Annotated in this window: 19 protein-coding genes and 1 pseudogene; 5 read left to right on the top strand and 15 right to left on the bottom strand. The window is 53.9% G+C overall.

The window, feature by feature from the left end:
- Positions 1-10: 10 nt before the first annotated feature.
- From RHM61_RS04685 to RHM61_RS04720, 8 genes are all read right to left on the bottom strand, one after another.
- The gene (locus tag RHM61_RS04685; protein ID WP_322249985.1) at positions 11-520 is read right to left on the bottom strand and encodes a chemotaxis protein CheD; all 510 of its coding nucleotides are present in this window, start codon (positions 518-520) and stop codon (positions 11-13) included.
- A complete protein-coding gene (locus RHM61_RS04690; protein WP_322249986.1) occupies positions 521-1,372 on the bottom strand; it encodes a protein-glutamate O-methyltransferase CheR in 852 nt (283 codons plus the stop codon).
- Entirely contained in the window at positions 1,341-1,922 is a 582-nt protein-coding gene (locus tag RHM61_RS04695) for a chemotaxis protein CheW (protein WP_322249987.1), read from the bottom strand. The genes RHM61_RS04690 and RHM61_RS04695 overlap by 32 nt, the downstream gene beginning before the upstream one ends.
- Before the next feature lie 9 nt (positions 1,923-1,931).
- Positions 1,932-4,592, bottom strand: coding sequence for a methyl-accepting chemotaxis protein (locus RHM61_RS04700; RefSeq protein ID WP_322249988.1), 2,661 nt, complete (start codon positions 4,590-4,592; stop codon positions 1,932-1,934).
- A 72-nt stretch (positions 4,593-4,664) separates the two neighbouring features.
- Positions 4,665-6,839, bottom strand: coding sequence for a chemotaxis protein CheA (locus RHM61_RS04705; protein WP_322249989.1), 2,175 nt, complete (start codon positions 6,837-6,839; stop codon positions 4,665-4,667).
- An 84-nt stretch (positions 6,840-6,923) separates the two neighbouring features.
- Positions 6,924-7,205 (bottom strand): STAS domain-containing protein, encoded by a 282-nt coding sequence (locus tag RHM61_RS04710; RefSeq protein ID WP_322249990.1) that lies wholly within the window; start codon positions 7,203-7,205, stop codon positions 6,924-6,926.
- Positions 7,206-7,216: 11 nt separating this feature from the next.
- Entirely contained in the window at positions 7,217-7,585 is a 369-nt protein-coding gene (locus RHM61_RS04715) for a response regulator (RefSeq protein WP_322249991.1), read from the bottom strand.
- 288 nt (positions 7,586-7,873) lie between these two features.
- The gene (locus RHM61_RS04720) at positions 7,874-8,320 is read right to left on the bottom strand and encodes an Hsp20 family protein (RefSeq protein ID WP_322249992.1); all 447 of its coding nucleotides are present in this window, start codon (positions 8,318-8,320) and stop codon (positions 7,874-7,876) included.
- 226 nt (positions 8,321-8,546) lie between these two features.
- Here RHM61_RS04720 and RHM61_RS04725 point away from each other — a divergent pair, with 226 nt between their 5' ends.
- The gene (locus tag RHM61_RS04725) at positions 8,547-9,098 is read left to right on the top strand and encodes a thymidine kinase (RefSeq protein ID WP_322249993.1); all 552 of its coding nucleotides are present in this window, start codon (positions 8,547-8,549) and stop codon (positions 9,096-9,098) included.
- Between the two features lie 455 nt (positions 9,099-9,553).
- Here the strand turns inward: RHM61_RS04725 and RHM61_RS04730 are convergent, their stop codons facing one another.
- Both RHM61_RS04730 and RHM61_RS04735 read right to left on the bottom strand, forming a co-directional pair.
- Positions 9,554-10,807, bottom strand: coding sequence for a cytochrome-c peroxidase (locus RHM61_RS04730; protein WP_322249994.1), 1,254 nt, complete (start codon positions 10,805-10,807; stop codon positions 9,554-9,556).
- An 81-nt stretch (positions 10,808-10,888) separates the two neighbouring features.
- A complete protein-coding gene (locus tag RHM61_RS04735; protein ID WP_322249995.1) occupies positions 10,889-13,330 on the bottom strand; it encodes an alkaline phosphatase family protein in 2,442 nt (813 codons plus the stop codon).
- Positions 13,331-13,561: 231 nt separating this feature from the next.
- Between RHM61_RS04735 and rlmF the strand changes: the two genes are divergently transcribed.
- Together rlmF and RHM61_RS04745 are read left to right on the top strand one after the other, a co-directional pair.
- Complete coding sequence (gene rlmF, locus RHM61_RS04740) at positions 13,562-14,506, top strand: 23S rRNA (adenine(1618)-N(6))-methyltransferase RlmF (RefSeq protein ID WP_322249996.1); 945 nt, start codon at positions 13,562-13,564, stop codon at positions 14,504-14,506.
- Positions 14,507-14,926: 420 nt separating this feature from the next.
- Positions 14,927-16,171, top strand: a complete 1,245-nt coding sequence (locus RHM61_RS04745; protein ID WP_322249997.1) for a nitronate monooxygenase — start codon at positions 14,927-14,929, stop codon at positions 16,169-16,171.
- Between the two features lie 62 nt (positions 16,172-16,233).
- On the opposite strand, the gene RHM61_RS04750 is transcribed toward RHM61_RS04745, so the two are convergent.
- Entirely contained in the window at positions 16,234-17,379 is a 1,146-nt protein-coding gene (locus RHM61_RS04750) for a cupin domain-containing protein (RefSeq protein WP_322249998.1), read from the bottom strand.
- 171 nt (positions 17,380-17,550) lie between these two features.
- On the opposite strand from RHM61_RS04750, the gene RHM61_RS04755 reads away from it, so the two are divergent.
- Positions 17,551-18,963: a 3'-5' exonuclease family protein gene (locus RHM61_RS04755; protein ID WP_322249999.1), complete on the top strand. Its 1,413-nt coding sequence runs from the start codon at positions 17,551-17,553 to the stop codon at positions 18,961-18,963.
- Between the two features lie 158 nt (positions 18,964-19,121).
- Here RHM61_RS04755 and RHM61_RS04760 read toward each other — a convergent pair whose 3' ends face one another.
- Positions 19,122-19,337, bottom strand: a complete 216-nt coding sequence (locus tag RHM61_RS04760; RefSeq protein ID WP_322250000.1) for a DUF2442 domain-containing protein — start codon at positions 19,335-19,337, stop codon at positions 19,122-19,124.
- Positions 19,338-19,586: 249 nt separating this feature from the next.
- Positions 19,587-20,828: pseudogene (locus tag RHM61_RS04765) on the bottom strand (RNA-guided endonuclease InsQ/TnpB family protein).
- A 24-nt stretch (positions 20,829-20,852) separates the two neighbouring features.
- Between RHM61_RS04765 and tnpA the strand changes: the two are divergent.
- Entirely contained in the window at positions 20,853-21,269 is a 417-nt protein-coding gene (tnpA, locus tag RHM61_RS04770) for an IS200/IS605 family transposase (protein ID WP_322251039.1), read from the top strand.
- A gap of 700 nt (positions 21,270-21,969) precedes the next feature.
- Here tnpA and RHM61_RS04775 read toward each other — a convergent pair.
- A complete protein-coding gene (locus tag RHM61_RS04775; protein ID WP_322250001.1) occupies positions 21,970-23,325 on the bottom strand; it encodes a carbohydrate porin in 1,356 nt (451 codons plus the stop codon).
- Positions 23,326-23,362: 37 nt separating this feature from the next.
- The gene (locus RHM61_RS04780; protein WP_322250002.1) at positions 23,363-24,061 is read right to left on the bottom strand and encodes an MgtC/SapB family protein; all 699 of its coding nucleotides are present in this window, start codon (positions 24,059-24,061) and stop codon (positions 23,363-23,365) included.
- Positions 24,062-24,452 lie beyond the last annotated feature (391 nt).

Consider the following 24,452-nt stretch of genomic DNA (forward strand, 5'->3'; position numbering starts at 1 on the left):
ACTTTGATCGTCACGGTGTGCTCACTTTCTCAACATGCTTGACCCAAACATCGCCGGACCACAAGTCAAACATCACATTCCGGTGCCCTACCCCGCCTAAATGCTGCGATTTCAACTGCAGCCCGTGCTGCGCGAGTAAACTGCTGCCGAGCTCGATATTGCGATCCGAGATAGGAAACAAGCCGCTGTTTTGTTGTGGGAATTGGTTGCCACCACCAAACATTTTAATTTCAAAGTCGCGCGGATGGGTGTGTGATTTTTTTATTTCTTTTAAAAACATTTGCACCGCATCTTCGGCATAGCGGCCATCGAGAGGGTGGTGTTGCTGGCGTTGCGCAGTTTTCGGCAGCATATAATGACACATGCCGCCGATGCGTAAGATCGGATGCCAAATTGTGATCGCCACACAAGAGCCGAGAATGGTGCGTATGCGCGTGTCACTGTCACCGAAATAAAAATCTCCGGGCTGCAAAAAAATATCGATATAAAACGGCGGTGCCGGCATACGAGAGTCGGCCATTCAGCTTGGCCGCTGATAAATCGATGGCTGTATCAAGCTCAGCGCATTGCTGATGCCATTGAGTGATTCTGAATGACTGATGATGAAGTAGCCGCCGGGACGCAGTTTTTCTACGATACGCTGCAACAAGCGCTGTTTCGTTTCGATATCGAAGTAAATCATTACATTACGCAAAAAAATGATGTCGAACTCGCCGATGTCGGGCAAGTTGCCCACCAAGTTCAGTTCGCGAAACGTGACTTTGGCCGTCACCAGCGGGTCGACCAAAAAAAAATCTTCGTATTCATCGCGCCCTTTGAGGCAGTATTTTTTCAACATCGACGGCGGAATTTTTTCTGCTGCCAGCATAGGGTAAAGCGCGCGCCGGGCTTTATCAAGCATGCGCGTGGAGATATCAGAACCGAGCACTTCCCAGTTATCACCGGGAAAAAAAGCCGCCAGCGTCATGGCGATAGTATAGGCTTCTTCGCCGCTGGAGCTGGCAGCGCTCCAAACCCGCATCCGTTGCCGCGGATGTTGCGGGAAAATTACTTTTTGCAAAAACTCGAAATGCTTATGCTCACGAAAAAAATAGGTTTCGTTGGTGGTCAGCAGATCGATCGCCATCACGGTTTCGTCTTCATAACCGGGACGGCCGAGCAGTGAAAAATATTCGCGGTACGAGGACAAACCCTGCTTACGCAGGCGTTTATCCAGCCGCCCCATCACCAGCGCCTGCTTGCCCTCGTTGAGCGAAATACCGGTACGTTCATATAAAAAACGCGCAATCCAAACAAACTCATCGGGCGTGAGTGTGCGGACTACCGGCACGGCGTGGGCATTACTCGCCATGCTCCAACTCCGTTGCGGCATGCGCGTCGCCACCGATGAGCGAACTGCCGAACGCCGACATCTCCTCCAGCGACAAGACCTGTGCCAAGTTGAGAACGATGATGAAGCGCCCGCCGCGGCGCGCCATGCCGCTGATGAAATCAGGACGTATGCGCGCCCCGAATGCCGGTGGTGGTTCAATATCGGCAGCGGCGATGTCGACCACTTCATTGACCGCATCGACCATCACCCCCAAACTTTGTACCTCGTCGCCGTCGGCCTGCAGCATCTCTATGATAACAATACTGGTGCGGCGCGCCACTGCAGTGACGCCGCGACCAAAGCGTGCCGTCAAATCGACCACCGGCACCACTTTGCCACGCAGATTGATCACGCCGCGTATGAAATTGGGCATCATCGGTACTTCGGTCAGGTCGCCATACTGGATGATTTCTTTAATATTGAGAATACCGAGCGCATACACTTCGCCGGCCAATATAAACGTCAGATACTGCGCGCTCTCGGCCACGCCGGCAATGGCCGTGCGCGCCGCGATTGCACTACTCTGTTTGGATTCGCTCAGGCTGCCCATAGCGGTCTCCTAAAAGCGCTCGAATTTAGCTTCATCGAAGGCCGCGCCGGCACCAGCTCGACTGCGTTTGCCGCTGCCCGGACGTTGATTCCGGCTTTCCGCAATCCGTGGCGTGACATTGGCGATACGGAAGAAGCCGACCAATTCCTTCAACTGCTCGGCTTGACTGGTCATTTCTTCCGCCGTGGCGGCTAACTCTTCGCTCGATGAGGCATTTTGTTGCGTGATCTGATTCATCTGGTTCATCGCAGTATTGATCTGCCCAACCCCGGCCGACTGCTCTTGCGAGGCAGCGGCGATTTCCTGCACCAGATCAGAAGTGCGACCAATACCTGGCACAATTTCATCGATCAACTCGCCGGCACGTTCCGCCGTTTTCACGCTGCCGCTGGCCAAGTCGCCGATTTCGCGCGCCGCCACCTGACTGCGTTCGGCCAGCTTACGTACCTCGGCGGCGACCACAGCAAAGCCCTTGCCATGTTCACCGGCACGCGCCGCCTCGATCGCGGCATTGAGCGCCAACATATTGGTTTGGTAAGCGATATCATCGATAATGCCGATTTTCGAGGCAATATCATTCATCGCCGAGACGGTATGTTTGACCGCCACACCACCTTCAACCGCTTCTTTGGCCGCCTTGCCGGCGATGCCGTCGGTAACCTTGGCATTTTCGGCATTCTGATTGATGCCGGCTGCCATTTGCTCGATACTGGCGCTGGTTTCTTCCACGCTGGCAGCCTGCTCACTGGCCGCCTGCGACAAGGCCTGTGACGTAGCGCTGACTTGTTCCGAGGCGTTCGATAAGGCGTCGGTCGCATTGATCACATCGGTGACAATTTGCGAGAGCTTATCGACCGTTTCATTACTGGCGGCTTTCAGCGCACCGAAGGTACCGGCATATTCCTTGACAATGGTTTGCGTCAGATCGCCTTTGGAAATCGCACCCAATACCCGCAGAACTTCATTGAGACCTTCGTCACTGGTCGCCATCAAGCGATTGATGTCTTGACTGAGCTTACCAAAAAAGCCGGTGCGCCCTTGCTCGTTGAGACGAATCGTAAAGTTACCGGCCACCGCTTGTTCCACCACATCGCTGACCTCATGTTCTATCGCCACTTCCTCGGTACGATCGACCCACTCGACCACGCTGCCCAAGCGCTCACCCTGCTCGGTCAATACCGGATTGGCCGAGAGCGAGAAAGTGCGCACACCGACCGTAATTTGGGCGCGGTGATTGCTGACAAAGGTACCCAATAAGTGCTTTTGATGTGCCGGGTTTTTATGGAATTGGTCGATGTTACCGCCCAACAGTTTCGCCACACTGAAACCAGGCAAGGCTTTACGGATATCCGACTCAGCCGCCGACAGCATGTCCACGATGGATTTATTCATGTAAATGATATTGCGGTCGACATCGGCGATCATCACATTGGTAGCACAATTATCGAGTGCAATTTTGATACGCAGGCTTTCTCTGGCGACGCTGGCCGTTTCTTCCATGCGCATTTTTAAATTCCCGACCATCGATTGCAAATTCGCCGCGATACTGGTGAGATCATTATCGCGCAGCTTCAGCGAGCTGGAAAAATCACCCGATGAGACTTTGGCGGCAAATTCCACCACCTCGCTCGGTTCCTGCCCGACTTGGCTGATCACCATATGAATCATGGTCCAGGCCAGCGCAACGACGATCAACAACAGCAGCAAACAGGCTGAAATCATTTTCAAACGTTCGGCTTTGAGTGCATGTAAGCGCTCATCGCTGTGCTTGATCATTTCTCGCAACAACAGTTGTTCAAGCTCGTGAGTACTGTCGATAGCGGCCGAAATGCGACTCGAATAATTGGCCACTTCGTAGTCATATTTGCTGGCATTGAGAATTTTTTCCGCAATCAATTGCTCGGCTTCTTTGGTGCGGGCGTTTTGCTCCGCCATTTTTGCCGTAAACAGATCGCGATACGCCGCATTGGTAGCGATGAGCTTGTTGATCACGCGGTCGCTGCGATCGATATCGTTGCGGATCACGGCATTGAGGGCGGCCAGTTCACCACGATCGCGATCATTCAAAGTTTTACTATTGAGGACGTTGACACCGGCAGCGCGGGCACGGCGAATTTCTTCGGTAATATGCAGCACACTATCGGTTGCCAGCGTGGCGAGGTAATAGATGCCCGAGTCTGGACTCAATAACAAACCGGAATTGTCAGCAGTTTTATCCACCAAATCGAATATTTGCGTGATCAAAGCCAGATGCTTACTGCGGCTGTCTTCGAGACTCAAGCGGTCGCGCTCATTGTACAAAGTTTGCCAACTCTGCCGGAATTGCGCGCCGACTTCCTCGAGCTTGAGATCGGGTGAGAGTTTGAAAGCCGCCAGCATGGCCTCGGTATTGCTGGTAATTTCCTGCGCCGTGCTATCGCGCTGAGTTTTGGCGTCGGCATTACCACCGAGCACCAAGGTATTCAAGGCAGAATGGCGCTGCAACAGTTGTAAGGCTTTTACCGTCATGGGCAAGACATCCGCACCGGTTTTTTCGATCACCGCTGTCTGTACATCGGCATTGATGGTATTGAGATAGAGTGTGAAAGGCAGACCGAACAAGGCCAGCACAAACAGACCTACCAGGGAAAATTTTTGCCACATCCGTAATGATTCCAAGAGCGATTTCATCGGTGCTTCCTTTCTGCGGGGAACAACATTGGTCGGGTCAGCACTGGCTGCGCGAGAAACAAACAGGGGTATTCATTTTGTATACGCCAGCGTCGGAGCCGGCGACAACGGGTGCTGCTGTTGTTCTTGTTTGGCGTAATACTGTGTCAAGGCTGGCACACTGAGTATCAAGGCGACTTCACCGCTGCCGAGAATAGTCGAGCCGCCGATGCCGCGTACATGGTTGAATAATTTACCCAGCGGTTTGATGACGGTTTGAAACTCCCCCATCAAGCGATCGACCACCAAGCCGGTCTTGTTGCCGCCATAGCCGACCACCACCACATTCTGTCGACGCGGCAGCGCCCCTTCGATCTCGAACAAACTGCGCAGGCGAATAAAGGGCAGCACTTCACCGCGCAAATCCATGTAGTCGAGCGCCTCACTTTGCTTAGGCATTTCCAGACATTCAATCACATTATCGAGCGGCACGACGAAGGAAGAATCAGCCACCCCGACCAAGAATCCATCGATGATCGCCAAGGTCAGCGGCAAGCGTATGCACATGGTGCTGCCTATCCCGCTCTGGCTATCGATATCGATACTACCGCGCAGAGCCGTGACGTTACGCTTAACCACGTCCATGCCGACGCCGCGCCCAGACAGGTTGGAAACCTGATCGGCAGTAGAAAAGCCCGGTTCGAAAATCAAGGCATAAATTTCTTTGTCACTCAATTGCGCGTGCGCTGCAACCAAGCCGCGTTCGACCGCTTTGGCCAGAATTTTGTCACGGTCGAGGCCGCCGCCATCATCACTGACTTCGATGATAATGGTACCCGATTCGTGATAGGCGTTCAGACTCAAGGTGCCCTGTACCGGCTTGCCGCGTGCTTGCCGCAGCGCCGCCGATTCGATGCCATGATCCATGGAATTGCGCACCAAGTGCATCAAGGGATCACCGATTTTTTCCACCACCGATTTGTCGACTTCGGTGTCGCCGCCGGAAATTTCGAGCACAATATCTTTGCCCAATTCCAGGCTGACATCGCGCACCACGCGTTGAAAGCGGCTGAAGGTGGTACCGATAGGAACCATGCGTAGTTGCAGCGCGCTGTCACGTACTTCTTCAACCAGGCGCATGACTTCCATGGTTGATTCCAGCAAGCCGGCATCACGCGTTTTGCTGGCGCGTAAGTGTGAGCCGGCCCCGGCGATCACCAACTCACCGACCAGGTCGATGAGCTTATCAAGACGTTCGGCATCGACGCGAATATTTTGGCGTTCACGGGTTTTGGCTTCTTTAACTTGCTGTTGCTTATTCAAGGCCGCTTGCAATACCGGCCCCTGCAACATGTCTTGCTCGACCAAAATTTCGCCAATTGGCCCGCTCTGCTGCGCCTGCATCTGCAAACCGGCCGCCAACTCATTCTTGGTCAACACGCCGCTGGAAATGAGAATTTCGCCGATCAATTCCAATTCGTCGGGCAGCGCATTGATGATGGCAATGTATTCATCGATCTTACTGCGCGGTGGAAGGATGCGAATCACACTGTCTTCACGCACAAACTCAAACACGTTTTCTATGGTTTCCTTAGTCGCCTCACTCTTGAGGATGACCTCAAACCCGAGATAACAGGTTTCGGCATCCATGGATTCGATGTCCGGCAAGCGCTCGGCAATGGTCAGCAGTTGCACCACCTCGCCGAGCGTACTCAGATAGCGGATGAAAGACAAGGGATCCATGCCATTGCGCAAGCAATCGGCACCGAAGCGCAGTGACAGATACCAATTACCGCCATCGAGCTGACTACCGCCCGAGGAACTGGTGGTGGTTTCTGTCGGCGTGGCGCACAGTTCAGCGCGCGGGGCCATGAAAGTGCGTAATTGTTCGTGTAAGGCGGCACCAGCCAAGGCCGACTCGGCGCTCTCGCCAGTGGCACCGTCCGCCAGGCCTTCAATGAGCTCAGCCAAATGATCACGACATGGCAGCAGCACGGCGATCAAGGCCGGCGTCACCGGCACGGCAGCGTCGCGCACGAGATCGAGCACGCTTTCGAGCAGATGTGTGAAGTGTACAATGTGCTCAAGACCAAACAGCCCGGATGAGCCTTTGATTGTGTGTGCCGCCCGAAAGATGGCATTGATCGCTTCCGGTGCCGCACCATCTTGCTCCAAACCGAGCAAGAGTTCTTCCATATCCTGCAGTAATTCGCGGCTTTCCAGCACGAACGTTTCCAGCGCTGCCTTCATTTCACTATCGAAACTCATTCTATCCTCCGCAAGGCGTGGCTATCAAATGCTGTGATGAGAAACAATGCGAGCATGGCGCGACTCGCGGTGCGGGTATGCTGCTTAGGTCAGCACGATCTGGTCACCGAAAGCGGCGATCGTGTGAGATAGTTCTAAGATCTCGAGTACGGCTTTACTATGCATGACGTAGCGCAGCGACTTGCCGCGTCGTGCTGCTTCTTTCTTGAGCAACATCAGCACTTGCAAACCGGCGGTATCCATTTCCGACACCTTGGCAAGATTGAGTTCGAGCTCGTCGCCGCTCTCAAGAAACGCCTGCAGCCTTTGTTTTTCCGCTGCGGCCGTATAAATCGTCAGTTCACCGTCTATCGACAAGCTGAGCATGCTGGACCTCGTTAAGGCAGGATCAGTTTGGAAACGGCGGCGAGCATTTGCGCCGGCTGAAACGGCTTAACCACCCAAGCTTTGGCACCGGCCGCCTGACCTTGCAATTTTTTACCTTCCTGTGACTCAGTCGTGAGCATGATCACAGGCGTAAATTTGTAAGCGGCCAGCTTTTTCACCTCCTGTACGAAAGTGATGCCATCCATATTGGGCATATTGACATCGGAAATGATCAGATGAATCTTTTGTCCGCTCAACTTGGCCAGCGCATCAACGCCATCGCAGGCCTCGATCACGCCATAGCCAGCACCACGCAAAGCCAAACCCACCACTTGACGGACCGAAGCAGAATCATCAACAACCATGACAATCTTGGACATACCACACCTTTTTTTGACGAATTATGTGAGTGACGCGGGATAAACAACACGGCGTCGGCACAGCAGAATGATTCTCTACTGACAATATGAAGTGTAGATCTATAGTAACAATATTGCGCTAAAGATAGCAAATACTTATGGAAATATTTTCTTTTTGTTGGAAAAACGACATTTTTTTCTGAATGAGAATCAAGCGCAAAAAAAAACATGGGGTTTCCCCCATGTTTTTTTGCTTGCTCTGACGCGGCGCAGCCGCTTGCTCAGAATCCGCTGCCGCTCAGCTTACGCTCAGGCAGCTACCGCCAATTGCAGGCTATCGTCATCGATGGCGATGCGCCGCGGCTTGCAAGCCTCCGGTACTTCACGCACCAACTCGATAGTGAGCAAACCGTTTTCCAAGCGTGCGCCGAGTACCTTGACATGATCGGCCAAACGGAAGCGGTGTTCAAAATCACGCGCAGCGATGCCGCGGTGTAAAAAATTTCTTGTACTGTCCTCTTTGGCTTTGCGACCGATGATTTTCAGGGTGTCGCGCTCGCTTTCGATATCGAGTTCGTTGCGTGCGAAACCGGCAACAGCCATGCTGATGCTGTATTTATCTTCGGCGATGAGCTCGATGTTATACGGCGGATAGCTCGGTGTGGCGTCGCTGCGTTGCGCATCGTCGAACAACTGGGCCAGACGGTCAAAACCTATCGCTGAGCGATACAGGGGAGCAAAGTCAAAATTACGCATGATGATATCCTTTAAAAAATAAGCGATATGAAGTTTTCGCGGACCCCGGATGGGCCTTCCGCTGATCCAAAGATTGGGCAGGGTGAAAAGATTTCAAGGGGCCTGCCAACTGAATCGACATCCAATTAGCTCTTGTTACCGATGCCACAAAGCACATAAGTCCGCGCTCAGCAGAGAAATTTTTGCTACCATACGCATCCTTCACACCACTTATCAGGACCTGCCTGTGGCCAAGCTCTACTTCCGCTACTCCGCCATGAATGCCGGAAAGTCCACCGCCTTGTTGCAGGTCGCGCACAATTACGAAGAACAAGGCCAGCAGGTTTGCCTCTACACGGCCGCCATCGATCATCGCTATGGCAGTGGTAAGGTCACTTCACGCTTGGGGCCGCAGCGTGATGCCGCGGTGTTCGACAGTAGTTACGATTTTTTTCTCAGCGCGCCGCAAGTCAGTTGCGTACTCGTCGATGAGGCGCAGTTTCTTTCGCCCCAACAAGTAGGCCAATTGCACCGACTCGCGCATCTGCGCGGCGTACCGGTGATTTGCTACGGTTTGCGCAGTGACTTTTTAGGTGAACCGTTTCCCGGCTCCAGTTATTTGCTGGCCTTGGCCGATACCATGGAAGAATTAAAAAATATTTGTTCCTGCGGAAAAAAAGCCACCATGAATATCCGCGTCAACGCCGCCGGGCAGCGCCAGCATAGCGGTGCCCAGATCGACATCGGCGGTAACGAAAGCTATTTGCATGTATGCGGGCGCTGTTTCTATGCCAACTGAGCGCGTCATAGCACTTTCAAAAACTCACTCAAATCCGTCACTTCCTGCGGCGTGAAACCGATGGCAAAACGTTTATCTTGACATCCTCCCCGCCCTAAAGAGGCTGTCGCAAAAGGGTTTTCAGTCGGTATCATTACCCCAACTGGTGGCCACGTCATTCCTGCGCGCTTTTGGCAGGAACCCAGCGGCGTTCGTGGTTAACTGAAAATGCCAGAAATTGTGGCATTTTCAGTGTAAAAAACGACGCTGGGTTCCCGCCAAAAGCATGCGGGAATGACGCGGTATGCGGTGTTTCAGGTGTAAAAAACGTGCATCAGGCTTTTGCGACAGCCTCTGAACGACGGGGTTTTACGCGCAAATCCGATAAAAATAATGTTAACTTGTTACATTTAATCCACAATTACCATATAGCATGGCTAATTGGCCGAACCAGCACGACGAATTCGTATGCGCTTTCATTCGTCGTTAAGAGTTTTCAAAAAAGCGATCAAATCCTGCATCTCGGCCTCGCTCATATGGCTGGCAGATGAAGCTTTGAACGGTTCATCGACATGATTGACATTACCGCGTAAGCGCGCCGGCAAATCATCATAGCGCAGCACTTTTCCGGCGCGCTTGGCATACCATTTTTCCGGGTGTCGGTCGCGCTCGGCATAAAAATGCACGACTTCATCGAGGCTATGAAATACCCCATTATGAAAAAACACCTGACGCGTAGCGACATTGCGCAGCGTCGGGGTTTTAAACATGCCACAGTATTCCGACTCGGCCTTGAGATCGTGGCGATACGGGCCGCACAAGCCGAGATCAAAATATGCCGGATTTTTATTCGCCGGTATCGCCGCATTGCGCGGCACGCCGAGCGCGGCAAAGGCAAAATCAGTAAATTGCGCCGGCCGCCCACCAGCCCCAACGCGGTCGCTGTGGCACTTGGCACAATTGCCTTTCGCGGCATCGTGAAACACGATAAAGCCACGCGCTTCGGAATCGCTCAATGTCTGTTTGCCTGCCACGACAGCATCGAATTTACTGCGATAGGGATGAAAGCTGAAATCCTCAGTCTGAAACGCTTCCAAGGCCAAACCGGCCTGCGCCAAAGCTTGCTGCGGCTGTTCCAATGTGGCGGCACCGTAGAGCTGGATGAAGGCACTCGCTGAACTGCTGTGGCGCAGACTTTGCACAAAGCCGGCCGCATCGAGATTGGCCATTTCATGCGCTGCCAACAAAGGCACCGCCGCCTGCGCGGCGCGGCTGTCGAGCGCACCGTCGTGCGTAAAACCGCCGGTCGGCCCTTCATCTTCTACACCTTCGGCCGAGGGTTGATAGAAGTGCCGCGTAAATTTTGGCGTGTAATCGAGATAGCGCAAGGATGGCACGGTACGCGTTCCGCTTTGCTGCATATCGCGGCCACCCAACTGCATGGCCAACTGATTTGGCGCCGCATAGGCATGCTCCGGACTATGACAACTGGCACAAGACATTTTCCCCGATGCCGACAGGCCTACATCGAAAAACAATTGCTTGCCCAATGTAGCGGCGGCACTCAAGGGAATGTTCGGTTCGGGATAGCGCAGCCACGCCGCCGGACTGGCTTTGACGGCGACCGGCGCAGCCGATGCAGTTGGCGCAGCCGGCACCACCGGATCGGCTTTGGAACAAGCTGTCAGCAATACCACGAGCAGCAAAGAGAAGGACGATGACAGACGCATAAAAACCGGAAAAATGAGGAATGTAAAAACAAAAAAAAACGGCGCCGCCAAAGCAGCCCCGTTTTCACTCGTACTACGTAATCAGAAATTGAACATACTGGTCAAATCGCCAAGCGCCGACTGATTCACCGGACGATACAAATCTGCCGCCGTATTGATAGGGTTAGGACGATTGTCGCGGCTGCGTGCCGACAAAGGCGGCAACTTCCAGTTACGCTCAATGAATTTCAAGACCGACGAGTGATCATGATAGGTATGATCGATGAAGTTCGTGCGTGCATACGGTGACACCACCAAGAAGGGAATGCGCGGGCCATCGCCAAAGAAATCGATGTTTTGGATCGGACCAGTGTCAAAATGGCCGCCACCTTCATCCGTCATGACGATGATGGCAGTATGTGCCCACAAGCTCGGATTGGCCTGAACCTGGCCAATCAGATTTTGCAAGAAATACTCATACTTGGCCGCCACCGAATACCCAGGATGACCACTGTCGAGATTTTTCGGTACCACAAAAGAGACCGCCGGCAAGGTGCCGTTCTTTACATCGGCAAAAAAGCTGGTCAAACCAACCAAGCCGGCTTTGAGCGCCGGTGTCGTCATGACTTTGCTCGATGCCACCAAGGGATCACCAATCGCATTGTATTGAATCGCTTGTGCATACGCAGCCGGCACATGGAATGCGGCGGCGTCGGTGGCGACGTCGGCCAATTCGCGCGCGCCGGTATACCATTTCCACGACACGCCTTTATTGGCCAAGGCTTCGGCAATGGTCGGCACGGTTTGCGGTGGGTAGTTGTAATTATTTGGGCCGATAGGCTGCAAATTACCGTTCATATCGTAGCCGGGGCCGTAGTTATTGACCAGGTAATATTTACCGGCATCGCAGTTACTCGCCACTTTTTTGCTGGCCAAGACCGCTAAAATCGGTGCCACACCCGGCTGGGTAGAGTCGGAACAATTGACGTAAGAACCGCCGCTGTAACCGTCGCGCGTATAGAAGTTGGCCGTGCCAGCCAAAGGATTCGGATTTTCAATTTGGTTCGCCGGCGGCACCGCAGGCACGCCGGCCGTATTGAAGTAAGGGACGTCAGCCGTGGCAATGGCAAAGAAATTGGCACCGGTACCACCGAGTATCGATTGGTGATAGTTATCACTCATCGCATAGGTTTGCGCCAGTGTTTTGAAATACGGTGCATCACCGGTACTCATGTTGAAAAACCCCATCAATTCACCACCCTGGGAAGGGTTGGCCGGGGTGATGCCGGTGGTATCGCCGCCCTGGCCGACCGAAGCGGCGATCCAAGTGTACATATCGAGCTTGGCATTGTCGCCGCCGGTTTGCTGCCACATTTGGAAGAAACGATGCACCGGATCACCCGTGGTGGTACCGATGGGATTGGCGATCGACACGCTGTAGGGTACATATTTAGTGATCTGAAACGGACCCGGTGCTAAGGTAGCCGGAAATGCCGGATCAGGCGTACCGCCCAGAGTTTGCAAGCTCGCGGTCACTTCACCGATCTGCATAGGTTGAGGTAAAGTGGCGTAAGCAGCCCCACGCACCGGCGTGACATTGTAAGCAGCTTGATTGCCACCCTGATTTTGCAAGGCCAATTTAAAATTCGGACCAGGCGTGCCGTCGGCATTGATGATGCCCTGCGATAACAGATTTTTAATCGTCTGACCGCTCGGTGCAGCGTAGGCACCGAATACGCCGTCGAAGGTTTGATTTTCACCGACGATGACGATGATATTGGTAATCGGCGTGGTCGTCGCGCTCTTGCTCAATGCGAGCAAGGAAGTGACGGCCGTGGCCGGTACCGCGCTGGCGACCGCGCCGCTGACCGGCACACTGACGAGCGCGCGATTGGCATCGGTACCGATGCTGACTTGGCCGTTGTGCAGATTAAAGCGCGCCAAATTGAACAGATTATCGAGCGGATCGGCCGCACCGGCCTGATAACTGGTACTGGCAATCGGGTCGGCAGTTTCGCTGGCAGGAATCGCCATTGCAGTATAAACATTCTGAAACAGCGTGGCGATATCTTGTTGAGCCGCTGCGAGTTTCGCTGCCGTCAAGCCGGCCACCACACTGGCCGTGCTGGTCGCAACGGTCGGCACGGCACCGAGCACGCGTTGCGAGATCAAGGAAGTGAGGGGATTGAGATTGGCTTGCACCACATAGGCTTGGCCCGGCACCGCTGCGGCCGGCACCAGTACCGATGACAACAATACCGGCGTGCCATCGCTATCATTGATCGGCGTGGTCAGCAGGAAAGGACCAGGACCGCTGAGCTTGAGCGTGTAATGACCACTCGCATCGGTCAAGCTCGAGCTGGTAACGGCGCCGCTGACATCGGTGGCACTGATAGTAACGCCGGCCAAGGCGATGCCGGTCGAAGCGACACCGCTCACACTGTAAGTCGGCGCGGCGGCGGCGCTGAAAAATGAAGGGCTGCTGCCGCAAGCACTGGCCAACACAGTCATCGCGCAAGCGATGGCGATCGTATGAAGTTTCATGACTTTCCTGTTTCAATTGTTTGAAAATGGGAGGGCCGTGAACTGACAGCCGATCCAGACCGACTAGAGTGTGGCAAGGGTTTGTGACGCAATGATGAAAAGAAGGCAAGAGAAAATTAATTAGGGTGAGCCCTCTAATGTTCGCCGCAGCCCTGCCCGTTACCATCCCGGCTTACAATACGGGAGGGCGCGTCGCTGTTGACGCGCGCCGACTCCTTAAGATTGAGAATCATGTCAGAAAACCAGCTGCACCCGCGCAATCGCCATCAAGCTCACTATGATTTCGTCCGCCTCATGCAAGACGATGCGCGCCTGACTGAATTTGTGATCCGCAATCCGCACGGCCAACACAGCATAGACTTTGCCGATGCCGCCGCCGTCAAGGCACTCAACCGTGCCCTGTTATTGAGCGACTATGGCATTCAAGATTGGGAGCTGCCAGCGCAGCATTTGTGCCCAGCCATTCCCGGACGCGCTGATTACTTGCACTATCTGGCCGATCTGCTCAGCAGTTGCCACCTCGGTCGCTTGCCGAAAGCGGCCGGCATTCGCGTGCTCGATATCGGCACCGGTGCCAGCGGCGTCTATCCCTTACTCGGTGCGACCAGCTATGGCTGGCAATTTGTCGCCAGCGATATCAACCAAACCTCACTCGATAATGTGCAGCACATCTTACAGGCCAACCCCAAGCTGGCGGCACAAATAGAATTGCGGCGGCAAACCACACCAACGGCGATTCTGCAGCAGATCATCGGGGCCGATGACTGGTTCGATCTGACCATGTGCAATCCGCCATTTCATGCCTCAGCAGCGGAAGCGGCCGCCGGCTCGGCGCGCAAATGGCAGCAACTAGGGAAAAACAACGCGCTGCCAGCGGCTGGCCCACGGCTCAACTTCGGCGGGCAGGATGCCGAACTCTGGTGTCCGGGCGGCGAAGTCGGCTTCATTCAAACCATGATGAACGAGAGCGCGACCTTACGCGGCCAGTGCTTCTGGTTCACTACCCTGGTGTCGAAGGCAAGCAACCTGGCGGTCCTGAAAGCGACGCTCAAACGCCTCAAGGTGACGGAACAACGCGAAATCAGCATGCAACAGGGGCAAAAACAAAGTCGCTTCTTGGCTTGGACTTTTTTGACACCGGAACAACAAAAAGCCTGGAAAAAATGGCGCTGGTAATGTTTTCGTGATGTCTTTTCCTGCCGCGCAGGGTATCGTGCAGGAGCGCTAGCGCTGCGGCAGTTTGACGATGATCAAGCGTAGGTAAGAAAAATTCAGAGGCAAAAAAATCGTTGAAGGCGAGCACCAAGGCGGCAGTGCTGGTAAAATCAGAATAAAAATTAGGTGAAACACTCTAAATATGACTATTTACCGTGCTTCGTCGCTCTGTTGCCGGCTACTTCACAATTAATAATATTTTGGCACTGTTTTACCGAGAAATATTCTCACCGCCCAACACTGCCAAGTTTACCAAAAACGCCTGCTAAATTATTCACAGCACACTCCTAGGCTGGCTTACAATCTGGGGCGCCGCCATTCTGAATGACGGCTTCACTCAGTCTGGGTGTGAACTTAAAGCTCAATGTGTCAAGGACAGCAATGAAACGAGTAGATGATTTTCGCCTGAAATTAGGCAAAGATGAATTGGTACCTATCATGATAGGCGGGATGGGCGTCGACATTTCCACCGCCGAACTGGCGCTGGTGGCAGCGCGTCTCGGTGGCATCGGCCATATTTCCGATGCGATGGTGCACGATGTCTCCGATCGTCGCTTCGACACCAGCTACATCAAAGAAAAAACCAAATTCTACAAATACAATATCAACAACACTGACAAGACCGAGATCAAGTTCAATCTCGAGCACTTGGCAGAAGCGACGCGCCTGCATGTTGGCAAAACCATGGAAGCCAAACAAGGCAGCGGCATGATTTTTGTCAACTGCATGGAAAAGTTGACGATGAATGGTCCACGCGAAACCCTCAAGGTGCGCTTGGAATCGTCGCTCGATGCCGGCATTGACGGCATCACCTTGAGCGCCGGTTTGCATCTCGGTTCCTTCGGCCTCATGGCCGAGCATGCGCGCTTTCGTGACGCCAAACTCGGCATCATCGTCTCCTCGGTACGCGCACTGCAATTATTTCTGCGCAAAAACGCCAAGCTCAACCGCTTCCCCGATTACATCGTGGTCGAAGGTCCGCTGGCCGGCGGCCATCTCGGTTTCGGTCCCGATTGGGCCGAGTATGATTTGCAAACCATCGTCACCGAAGTCGTCACCTATCTGCAGGCGGAAAACCTGGCTATCCCGGTGATTGCGGCCGGTGGCATTTTCACTGGCAGCGATGCCGTCGCCTTCCTCGAAAACGGCGCTGCCGGCGTACAGGTGGCGACGCGTTTCACGGTCACGGACGAATGCGGTTTGCCAGCCTCGGTGAAACAAGAATATTTCAAGGCCAGCGAAGACGACATCATCGTCAACAACATCTCGCCAACCGGCTACCCGATGCGCATGTTGAAAAGCACTCCGGCCATTGGCGACGGCGTGCGTCCTGGCTGCGAATCGTATGGTTATCTGCTCGATGGTAACGGCAACTGCGCCTACATCACTTCCTACAACCGCGAAGTAGCGGCCCATCCGGAAGCGAAAAAAGTCGTGGTCATGGATAAGACTTGCCTGTGCACCCACATGCGCAATTTTAATTGCTGGACTTGCGGTCAACTGACCTATCGTCTCAAGGACACCAGCCACAAGAATGCCGATGGCAGCTATCAATTACTGAGCGCCGAACATGTATTCCGCGATTACCAGTTCAGCACCGATCATCAGATCGCCCTGCCGGTCTGATTGAACCGCCTGAAAAACAGAAAGCGCGCCACGGCGCGCTTTCTGTTTCCCCGCGATGCACCTTACTCGTCGAAATACCAATAACCCTGATTCACCCAAGCCAACAAGGCCGCAGCAAAATCGGCATCTTCGAGCGCGGCGCTGAGTACGGCGCTATCGGGGCGTTTCTGGTCACACAAAACGCGCACCACTGACGCTGACGCGGCACCGAAAGTCCTACGCTGGCCATCAACATGACAAACCCCGTCGCGCCAGCCCTCGTCAACATAGAAACACCGCAACCCACCGGTACGCACCAAACCGAACTGCTGCAACTGCTGTGCCAATTGCGCTGATTCCAAGGGCTCTTCGAGTTCTTGCAAATCGAGTTCATTACGCGTTTTTGACAAGAAACCAGCAATAAAATCAGCGACCAAAGCGTCATCATCAAGCACGGCCTGCATTTGCGCACGCAGCGCCGCCACATCAGCCCGACTGATCTGCGCCGGATAAGTCTGCAACGGCCGTCCCGGATCACTGATGAGCGCCTCACCGAGCTCTTCATCGATCAGGTAATCGGCCAAACCGCTGAGCATATCACGCGCCGATTTGCTGCGAAAACCGACCGAAAAACTCATGGAATTTTCCAAGCTCACGCCTTCGTGCGGGAAGCCCGGCGGAATATACAGAATATCGCCACTGCTGACCTCGACATCGATGAGGGCATCAAACGCTTCGGTATGCCACAAAGCCGGATGGGCGGCGAACTGGCGGTGCGGACCGCGTGCACCAACGCGCCAACGGCGGCGGCCCGAGCCCTGACAAATGAAGACATCATACAGATCGATGTGCGGCCCCACGCCACCACCTGGGGTGGCGTAACTGATCATCACATCATCGAGCCGCCATGTCGGAAGGAAGGAAAATGCGTCAACCAGGCGTGCCACTTCGGGCGACCAATGATCAACCGCCTGCACCACCAGTGTCCAATCTTTATGGCCAAGCTTGCCGTAATTATCGAACGGCCCGGTTTCGGCTTGCCATTGCTGATCTTTTTTATAAATCAAACGCGAGCTGATTTGCTCCTCGCAGGCCAAACCGGCCAATTCATCGGGCCGCAACAAATCGTGAAAATACGGAAAACCCTGACGCAGCAAAACCGGTTTTTGCTGCCAGTAATCGGCAAGAAATTCTTCGAGCGTGAGATCGCTCAATTGTAATGTCAACATGGCATGCTCATGAAAGTAAGAGTAACAGTCAGCATGCTTGTAACATGGACCACGCCGGGCCGCGCTCGACTAGATCAAACAAGCTGCAGACAGCGCTCAAACAAGGATCGTCGCGACGGATAAGCTGACCGCACGTTACAATACCTCACCTTTTCAGCTTGAGTGCTTATTTTGACCTTACTCGCCAGTCCGCTCGCCTTTCTTGATCTCGAAACCACCGGCACCATCGCCACTCGCGATCGCATTCTCGAAATCGCCATCGTCAGTTTCGACGGCGAACAGGTGCAGCGCTGGAGTCAGTTGCTCAATCCGGAATGCAGTATTCCCGCCTTCGTCGAACAATTGACCGGCATTACTGCCGATATGGTGGTGGCCGAGCCTCAGTTCGCCACACTGGCAGCAGAGATCTTGCAGCGGCTGCAAGGCCATGTCTTGGTCGCGCACAATGCGCGCTTCGATTACAGTTTTTTGAAAAATGAATTCAAACGCGTCGGTCTGCCGTTTCGCGCCACCGTGCTATGCAGTTTGAAATTATCGCGCTTATTGTTTCCGCAATTCCCCAAACATAATCTCGACAGCCTGATGGAACGCCACCAGTTAGAGGTAGACGGCCAACGCCATCGCGCCCTCACCGATGCCGAAGCGGTGTACCAATTCTGGCGGCGGCTGGAAGAAACCATGCCGGCTGAGGAATTACAGGCAATTGTCAAGCAACTGACCTCGCGCAGCAGTTTGCCGTCACAATTGGATCCACATTTAATCGATGAATTACCGAAAGGGCACGGCGTCTACTTGTTTTTCGGTGAAAACCAGCTGCCACTCTACATAGGCAAAAGTAATACCGTCCGTCAGCGCGTGTTGTCGCATTTCTCCTCCGACCATGCGCTGGCCAAAGAACTCAATATTTCGCAGCAAATTCGTGACATCGAATGGCTGGAATGTGAAGGTGAAATCGATGCCTTGATCACCGAGGCACGCCTGATCAAAGAACGCCAGCCTACCCTCAACCGTCAGTTGCGGCGCAATTCGGAATTTTGTTCCTGGCGTTTGGTCGATACCGGCAGCGGCTTATTGCAGCCGCAATTGGCGTATGCGCGCGACCTCGATCTCGGTCGCCAGGAACAGTTATACGGACTGTTCAAAAGCGGCGCGAGCGCGCGCGAATTTCTCATGCAAGCAGTGCGACAATTTCAATTGTGTGCGGCCACCCTGGGTTTGGAATCGGGCGGCGCTGGCAAACCCTGCTTCGCCTATCAACTCAAACAATGCAAGGGCGCTTGCTGCGGCAAAGAATCGCCGCTACAGCATAATTTACGCCTGATCGATGCGCTCAATGAGATGAAACTCAAGGCTTGGCCCTTCGCCGGCCCGGCCCTGCTTAAAGAAGGCAAGATCTATCATGTGATCGAAGCTTGGTGTTATCTCGGCCGCGCCGGCAACAGTGCCGAACTGTCCGAACTGCTCAGCAACGGCAAGCCGCGCCTCGATCGCGATACCTATCGAATTTTAGTCAAATACCTGGATCGTATGGTGCCGCTGGAGAAGCATGGAATCGATCACTTTTTTGCCGCAACAATTTCGTGACGCGTCAATTCGGACCGCCTTAAGCCACAAGCTAAGCCGCAATCTTGGTCAGGCCACTAGGGCGACGCAAGTGCGCCTCAGTGGCGGCGGGCAAACCACTTGGATTAAATCTGCGCTTCCCTGGCGTATTGAAAAAAAATAGACGAAATATGGACCGCTCAGGCGATTTTGCCGCCGATTACTCCCAAGTCCGACAGACTACTAGCATCGCCGCGACCAGCCAGAAGACCCGCCACCGCAATGTCTTCGTCCAGCTCGTCCCAATGAATACCATTAATCGATAGCTCATAATGTTGCAGCTGCTCCGGTTTGGCATGCAGCAATCTGGGAAACCACACTAAGGGAATGCCTAGTGTGCGGCCATCCGTTGACATCCTCCCCGCCCTAAAGAGGCTGTCGCAAAAGCCTGATGGACGTTTTTTACACCTGAAACACCGCATACCGCGTCATTCCCGCATGCTTTTGGCGGGAACCCAGCGTCGTTTTTTACACTGAAAATGCCACAATTTCTGGCATTTTCAGTTAACCACGAACGCCGCTGGGTTCCTGCCAAAAGCGCGCAGGAATGACGTGGCCACCAGTTAGGGTAATGATACCGACTCAATACCCTTTTGCGACAGCCTCTAAAGGACGGGGATTCCTACGGCGCTGCGCGATGATTTGCGAGTCGCTTCGGTGGGTTCCTGCTTCTTCGAGCGGCCTGACTGCACCATCTCTCCACAGGCTAACAAGCGGTATCCCCGCTCTAACACATTGATCGCGCCAACGACATCGGCGTGATTTTCGTAACCGCAATCGACGCACAAGAATTTCGCTTGTGTTTGCCGATTGTCTTTCGAGACATGGCCGCAGCACGGGCATGTCTGACTGGTATGGTGCGGCGGCACGGCTAGCAGAATGCCGCCGTTCCACGCGACCTTGTAGTCGAGCTGCCGCCTGAATTCGCCCCAGCCCTGGTCGAGGATGGCGCGGTTCAGGCCGGACTTCTGTTTCACCATCTTGCCGTGCTGTTCGCTGTTTCCCTTCGATGACTTGGACATGTTCCGTACCTGCAAATCCTCAATGCAGACGAGCGCGTGGTTTTGGCTGATCGTCGTTGTGGTTTTGTGCAGGAAGTCTTTCCGGGCATGAGCGATGCCGGCGTGAATCTTTTGAACTTTAGCTTTCGCCTTTTTCCAGTTGTTGCTGAATTTGAGCTTGCGGCTCATGCGGCGCTGGTAACGAGCCACGCGCTGCTGATGCTTCTTGAAACTATTGAGCGGCGCGATATAGTTTTCGTCGCTCATGGTGGCGAACCTGGCAATGCCAACATCAATGCCAATGGCGTTTGTGGCTGTCGGCAAAGGTTGAAGAATTTCCCGCTCGGTTTGAATCGACACGAACCACTTGCCGCCCGACTGGCTCACGGTGGCGTTGCGCACCTCGCCCAGCACGTCCCGGCTGTTTCGATAGCGCAACCAACCGAGTTTCGGCAAGAGAATGCGGCTATTGTCCTGATCGAGCTTGATCTGTTTCGGCTCAGGATAGCGGAAGCTGTCGCCGCTGCCTTTTCGCTTGAAGCGCGGAAAGTCGGCGCGTTTGGCGAAGAAATTCTTGTACGCTTTCTCCAAGTCCTTCAAGGCATGTTGCAGTGCCTGGGATGGTGTTTCTTTGAGCCATTCCGTTCCAGCTTCCCGCTTCCAAATCGGCAGATTAGCCGCCATTGGCACATAGCCAATGAACTTGTTTCCTGCTTCGTGATTTTCTTTTTACATCGCCAGCGCCTTGTTATAGACGAACCGACACGATCCGGCGAAACGGCGCATGTCGCGCTGTTGTTCGCCGTTTGGCATCAATTCGAATTTAAAGGCTTGAAGTCGTTGCATGATTCAATCATACTCTGGTCTATGATCGATGAAAACAACGATATTAGAACTGGCAGGCATTGCATGTTCATGATGCATGTCCATCTGGTCTTCGTGACAAAATACCGTCGCGGAGTGTTTACAAAAGAGATTCTTGACGACCTGCGCCCGATATTCGCCAGTGTCTGCGTTGACTTCGAAGCGGAACTGGTAGAGTTCGACGGCGAGGATGACCACGTACACTTGCTGGTGAACTATCCTCCGAAAGTGGCCGTGTCGAAACTGGTGAACAGTCTCAAGGGAATATCGAGCCTACTTATCAGGAAGAAGAATGATCCCAGCATCAAGAAGAGACTATGGGGCGGCGCTTTGTGGTCGCCCAGCTACTTTGCCGGAAGCTGCGGCGGCGCTCCGATCGCAGTTATTCGCAAGTACATTGAGCAGCAGCGGACGCCGCATTAAAGTCAAGGGCAGGTGTAAGGACGGCTTCGCCGTCCGCGCTTACATCCCCGCCCTGAAGAGGCTGTCGCAAAAGCCTGATGGACGTTTTTTAAACCTGAAACACCGCATACCTCGTCATTCCCGCATGCTTTTGGCGGGAACCCAGCGTCGTTTTTTTCACTGAAAATGCCACAATTTCTGGCATTTTCAGTTAACCACGAACGCCGCTGGGTTCCTGCCAAAAGCGCGCAGGAATGACGTGGCCACCAGTCAGGGTAATGATACCGACTCACTACCCTTTTGCGACAGCCTCTGAACGACGGGGTTTTACGCGCAAATCCGATAAAGGCGGTGTTTTGTTCAACAACATCTGCCAGTTCGCGCAAGGTTCGGGAATCAAAACCATCGCTCCGGCTCAAGTGAACGCTTGGGTACAGACAGAACTTCGCTTCGCCATCAGCACCGCGAACATGCACAGGCTCTCGTTAGAGTAAAAGAAGAAGCGAAATCCCTTATAACGAAATATGACTGGCATTTCCTTCCTCACCAAGGAAGCGCAAATTCAGGAGCAATCGTCGCCACAAGCTAAAAAGTAGACCAATACGTAAAAATTTAGCACATCTTGGCCGAAATGGCATTGAATTTTTTCATCCGTTTTTGCCCTGAAAAGCATCGTGTTGCAAGCAATGGGCTAAGCCGCACTGGCCGCGCTGCCCAATTGTTAAAACTCGCCATGCAAACGCAGCGCATAGGTTGAAACCGGTCCACGGTCGCGATTGTAGGCTGGGTTACTGATGCGTTGAATGTCAAAACTCAAGGCCAATTGGCGGTGTAATTTCAAAGAATAGTAGGCTTCAAGAACAGTCTCATTGCCGTAATTCAGACGACCATCCCCAATCAAAACCCCGAGACCACCGGCAGCAAAGTAAGCTTTGGCATCGGCCGACAAGGCATTGATCGCCGTTGCCACGCCTATGGTGTCATCATGGCGGCCCCAACGGTCACCTTTGATGGCGGCACCGAACGAGAGTGAACGGTTGATGTCGGTGAACTCGTAAGCTTCTTGCACGCCGCGATTCATACTGAAACGCGCGAACACGCCTACATCGGCGGCCAATTCTTGCTCGGCATTGAGCGACCAGCCGGTGTTACTGCCAAAGCGGCGCGTGGTGCTGACATCGGGTGGGCCGCCGTTGAGGGCCGCAGCCGCGAGGGCGGCTTGGTAACTGCTCATATTGGCGCGATTCATGAAGGCCAAGAGTTTCACTTTACCTGGGTGACTGTTCCAATCCAGACGCTGTTCCGCTTCCACTACCAGCGAATACTGGCTGGTTTTGACGCTGGTGATTTTACTGTTCGGTTCCGGCGACAATTGGAACACGCCACCACGCAGCGTGCGCTCACCGCGATTCCATTCGGCCACGGCCCCATTGGTATACCCCCAGACATCGGCAGCGTAATCAAACGCACCGGCTTCGATGATGGACCAATTGAGAAAGTCAGTACGCGGATCATGCGCATAGCTGTTGGCATCGAAAATATCGACCACAGCAAACTTACCGATGGTCAGCGTCAGGTTATCGACGCTGCGGCTGCCAGCTAATTGGTTGGCCGCCGCCACCACGGCTTCGCTGTTCTCAGAAAGTCCTATCACATGACGCACGAACAAGCGCGGCAAGCGCACATACGGCGCGTTGGCACCGAGCTTATACGCGCCGCCACTCGGATAGCCGGCCGCGCCCAAGGTATTGCTGATGCCAAAGCCCTGATCAATTTCCGGGTTGATCCACAGCTCAGTTTGCGCACCCAGACGTAGCCCGGCAAACAAGGTGATATCAGTGGTTTCTTCGGTGCGGCCGCTCGCTGCCATGCTGTTGGTGCCGCTATAGGGTGCGGTGAAGCTGGCATGACGCTGAGTGATGTTGGTGAGCTGGCCGTAAACGGCGCTGGTTTGTGCCGGGCTTGGCGTGCCGCGGTCGACTGGCTCAGTCAATTCAGCCGCTGGTGCCGGCGACACCAACAAGGCGCACAAGGCCGCCGAGTACAACAAGGAAATGGGACGAGTGTATTTGATCATGATGCCTGCTCTTTTGTAAAATAAGGAATTCGGTAATTCATTCTTCGACTCTATGCAGCACGGCCCAGCGCGCTGCGCTGACCCCTTTTTCCAAGCTGATGCGGCTGACAATCTGCTCGAGCTGTAACAAGTTATTCGGCGAGGCAATGAGGTCGGCGCGTACCTCGAGTTGCCCACTCATGGCCGTGTCTTCACTGTGCAGCGACTGTATCATCAACTGCGGCATACCATTAAGCATGTGCAACATCAGTGTGCGTACATGGACTTCATCATCATTGCGACACACAATCGAGAGCCGGTACATTTGTTCGACTTCGGTCGCACTGTCCATGCTTTGCTTGTTGATTTGTTGACCGATACTGCGCAATAACAAATTCGCGCCGAGTATCGCCGCCGCGCCTGCCGTAGCGGCCAGACTGTGCCCCAACCCGGCCAGTACACCGATGGCGGCCGAACACCAGAGCGTGGCGGCGGTATTGAGACCGCGAACATTCAATCCTTCTCGCATAATCACACCGGCGCCTAGAAAACCTATACCGGACACCACTTGGGCGGCAATACGGGCCTGCCCTTCGGCGTTGTCGCCGGCCACGGCCACGAATAAACTCGCACCAGCCGCCACCAGTGCATTAGTACGTAAACCAGCCATACGTTGGCGCATTTGACGTTCAGCGCCGATGACAGCGCCTAAAGCGAGTGCCAGCAGCACTCTGAGGGTAAAGACATCGATTTCCATCTTGTTGTTTCCCGAAAAAATCGGCGACACGAAGCCAGTGCAACGCGCGCATATGAAAAAATTTTCGGATGGAGCACTCGATGAGGAGCGCGCTACGGCGGCGAACGCTGGCTTGGCCAGCGCGCGAGAATCAAGCGTGACGAAGACAGCGAGGCGCGATGTAAGTCCATCCGCTGATTTGTAAAATCCAACTGCTGCAGTCCACGGCCATTCCTGAAAAAAAGATAAGGAGCGAATTGTAAGCGGCTTGTTTTTCACGTGTCAATGCAAAATTTTTCATCGCGTGAGGAAACCAATCACGCGCGAGCACACGCGCCTCACGATGCCCGATTATTATTTCAAGGCAATGACATGACGCGCGCAAGATGCACGATACAACACTGCTGCACTG

The sequence above is a fragment of the Undibacterium sp. CCC3.4 genome, assembly GCF_034347425.1.
GTDB lineage: Bacteria > Pseudomonadota > Gammaproteobacteria > Burkholderiales > Burkholderiaceae_D > Undibacterium.

Bases quoted from the DNA above. Each gene is read 5' to 3' on its own strand.
- RHM61_RS04685 (WP_322249985.1), bottom strand. From the start codon at position 520: ATGGCCGACTCTCGTATGCCGGCACCGCCGTTTTATATCGATATTTTT.
- RHM61_RS04690 (WP_322249986.1), bottom strand. From the start codon at position 1,372: ATGCCGCAACGGAGTTGGAGCATGGCGAGTAATGCCCACGCCGTGCCG.
- RHM61_RS04695 (WP_322249987.1), bottom strand. From the start codon at position 1,922: ATGGGCAGCCTGAGCGAATCCAAACAGAGTAGTGCAATCGCGGCGCGC.
- RHM61_RS04700 (WP_322249988.1), bottom strand. From the start codon at position 4,592: ATGAAATCGCTCTTGGAATCATTACGGATGTGGCAAAAATTTTCCCTG.
- RHM61_RS04705 (WP_322249989.1), bottom strand. From the start codon at position 6,839: ATGAGTTTCGATAGTGAAATGAAGGCAGCGCTGGAAACGTTCGTGCTG.
- RHM61_RS04710 (WP_322249990.1), bottom strand. From the start codon at position 7,205: ATGCTCAGCTTGTCGATAGACGGTGAACTGACGATTTATACGGCCGCA.
- RHM61_RS04715 (WP_322249991.1), bottom strand. From the start codon at position 7,585: ATGTCCAAGATTGTCATGGTTGTTGATGATTCTGCTTCGGTCCGTCAA.
- RHM61_RS04720 (WP_322249992.1), bottom strand. From the start codon at position 8,320: ATGCGTAATTTTGACTTTGCTCCCCTGTATCGCTCAGCGATAGGTTTT.
- RHM61_RS04730 (WP_322249994.1), bottom strand. From the start codon at position 10,807: ATGCGTCTGTCATCGTCCTTCTCTTTGCTGCTCGTGGTATTGCTGACA.
- RHM61_RS04735 (WP_322249995.1), bottom strand. From the start codon at position 13,330: ATGAAACTTCATACGATCGCCATCGCTTGCGCGATGACTGTGTTGGCC.
- rlmF (WP_322249996.1), top strand. From the start codon at position 13,562: ATGTCAGAAAACCAGCTGCACCCGCGCAATCGCCATCAAGCTCACTAT.
- RHM61_RS04745 (WP_322249997.1), top strand. From the start codon at position 14,927: ATGAAACGAGTAGATGATTTTCGCCTGAAATTAGGCAAAGATGAATTG.
- RHM61_RS04750 (WP_322249998.1), bottom strand. From the start codon at position 17,379: ATGTTGACATTACAATTGAGCGATCTCACGCTCGAAGAATTTCTTGCC.
- RHM61_RS04760 (WP_322250000.1), bottom strand. From the start codon at position 19,337: ATGTCAACGGATGGCCGCACACTAGGCATTCCCTTAGTGTGGTTTCCC.
- RHM61_RS04775 (WP_322250001.1), bottom strand. From the start codon at position 23,325: ATGATCAAATACACTCGTCCCATTTCCTTGTTGTACTCGGCGGCCTTG.
- RHM61_RS04780 (WP_322250002.1), bottom strand. From the start codon at position 24,061: ATGGAAATCGATGTCTTTACCCTCAGAGTGCTGCTGGCACTCGCTTTA.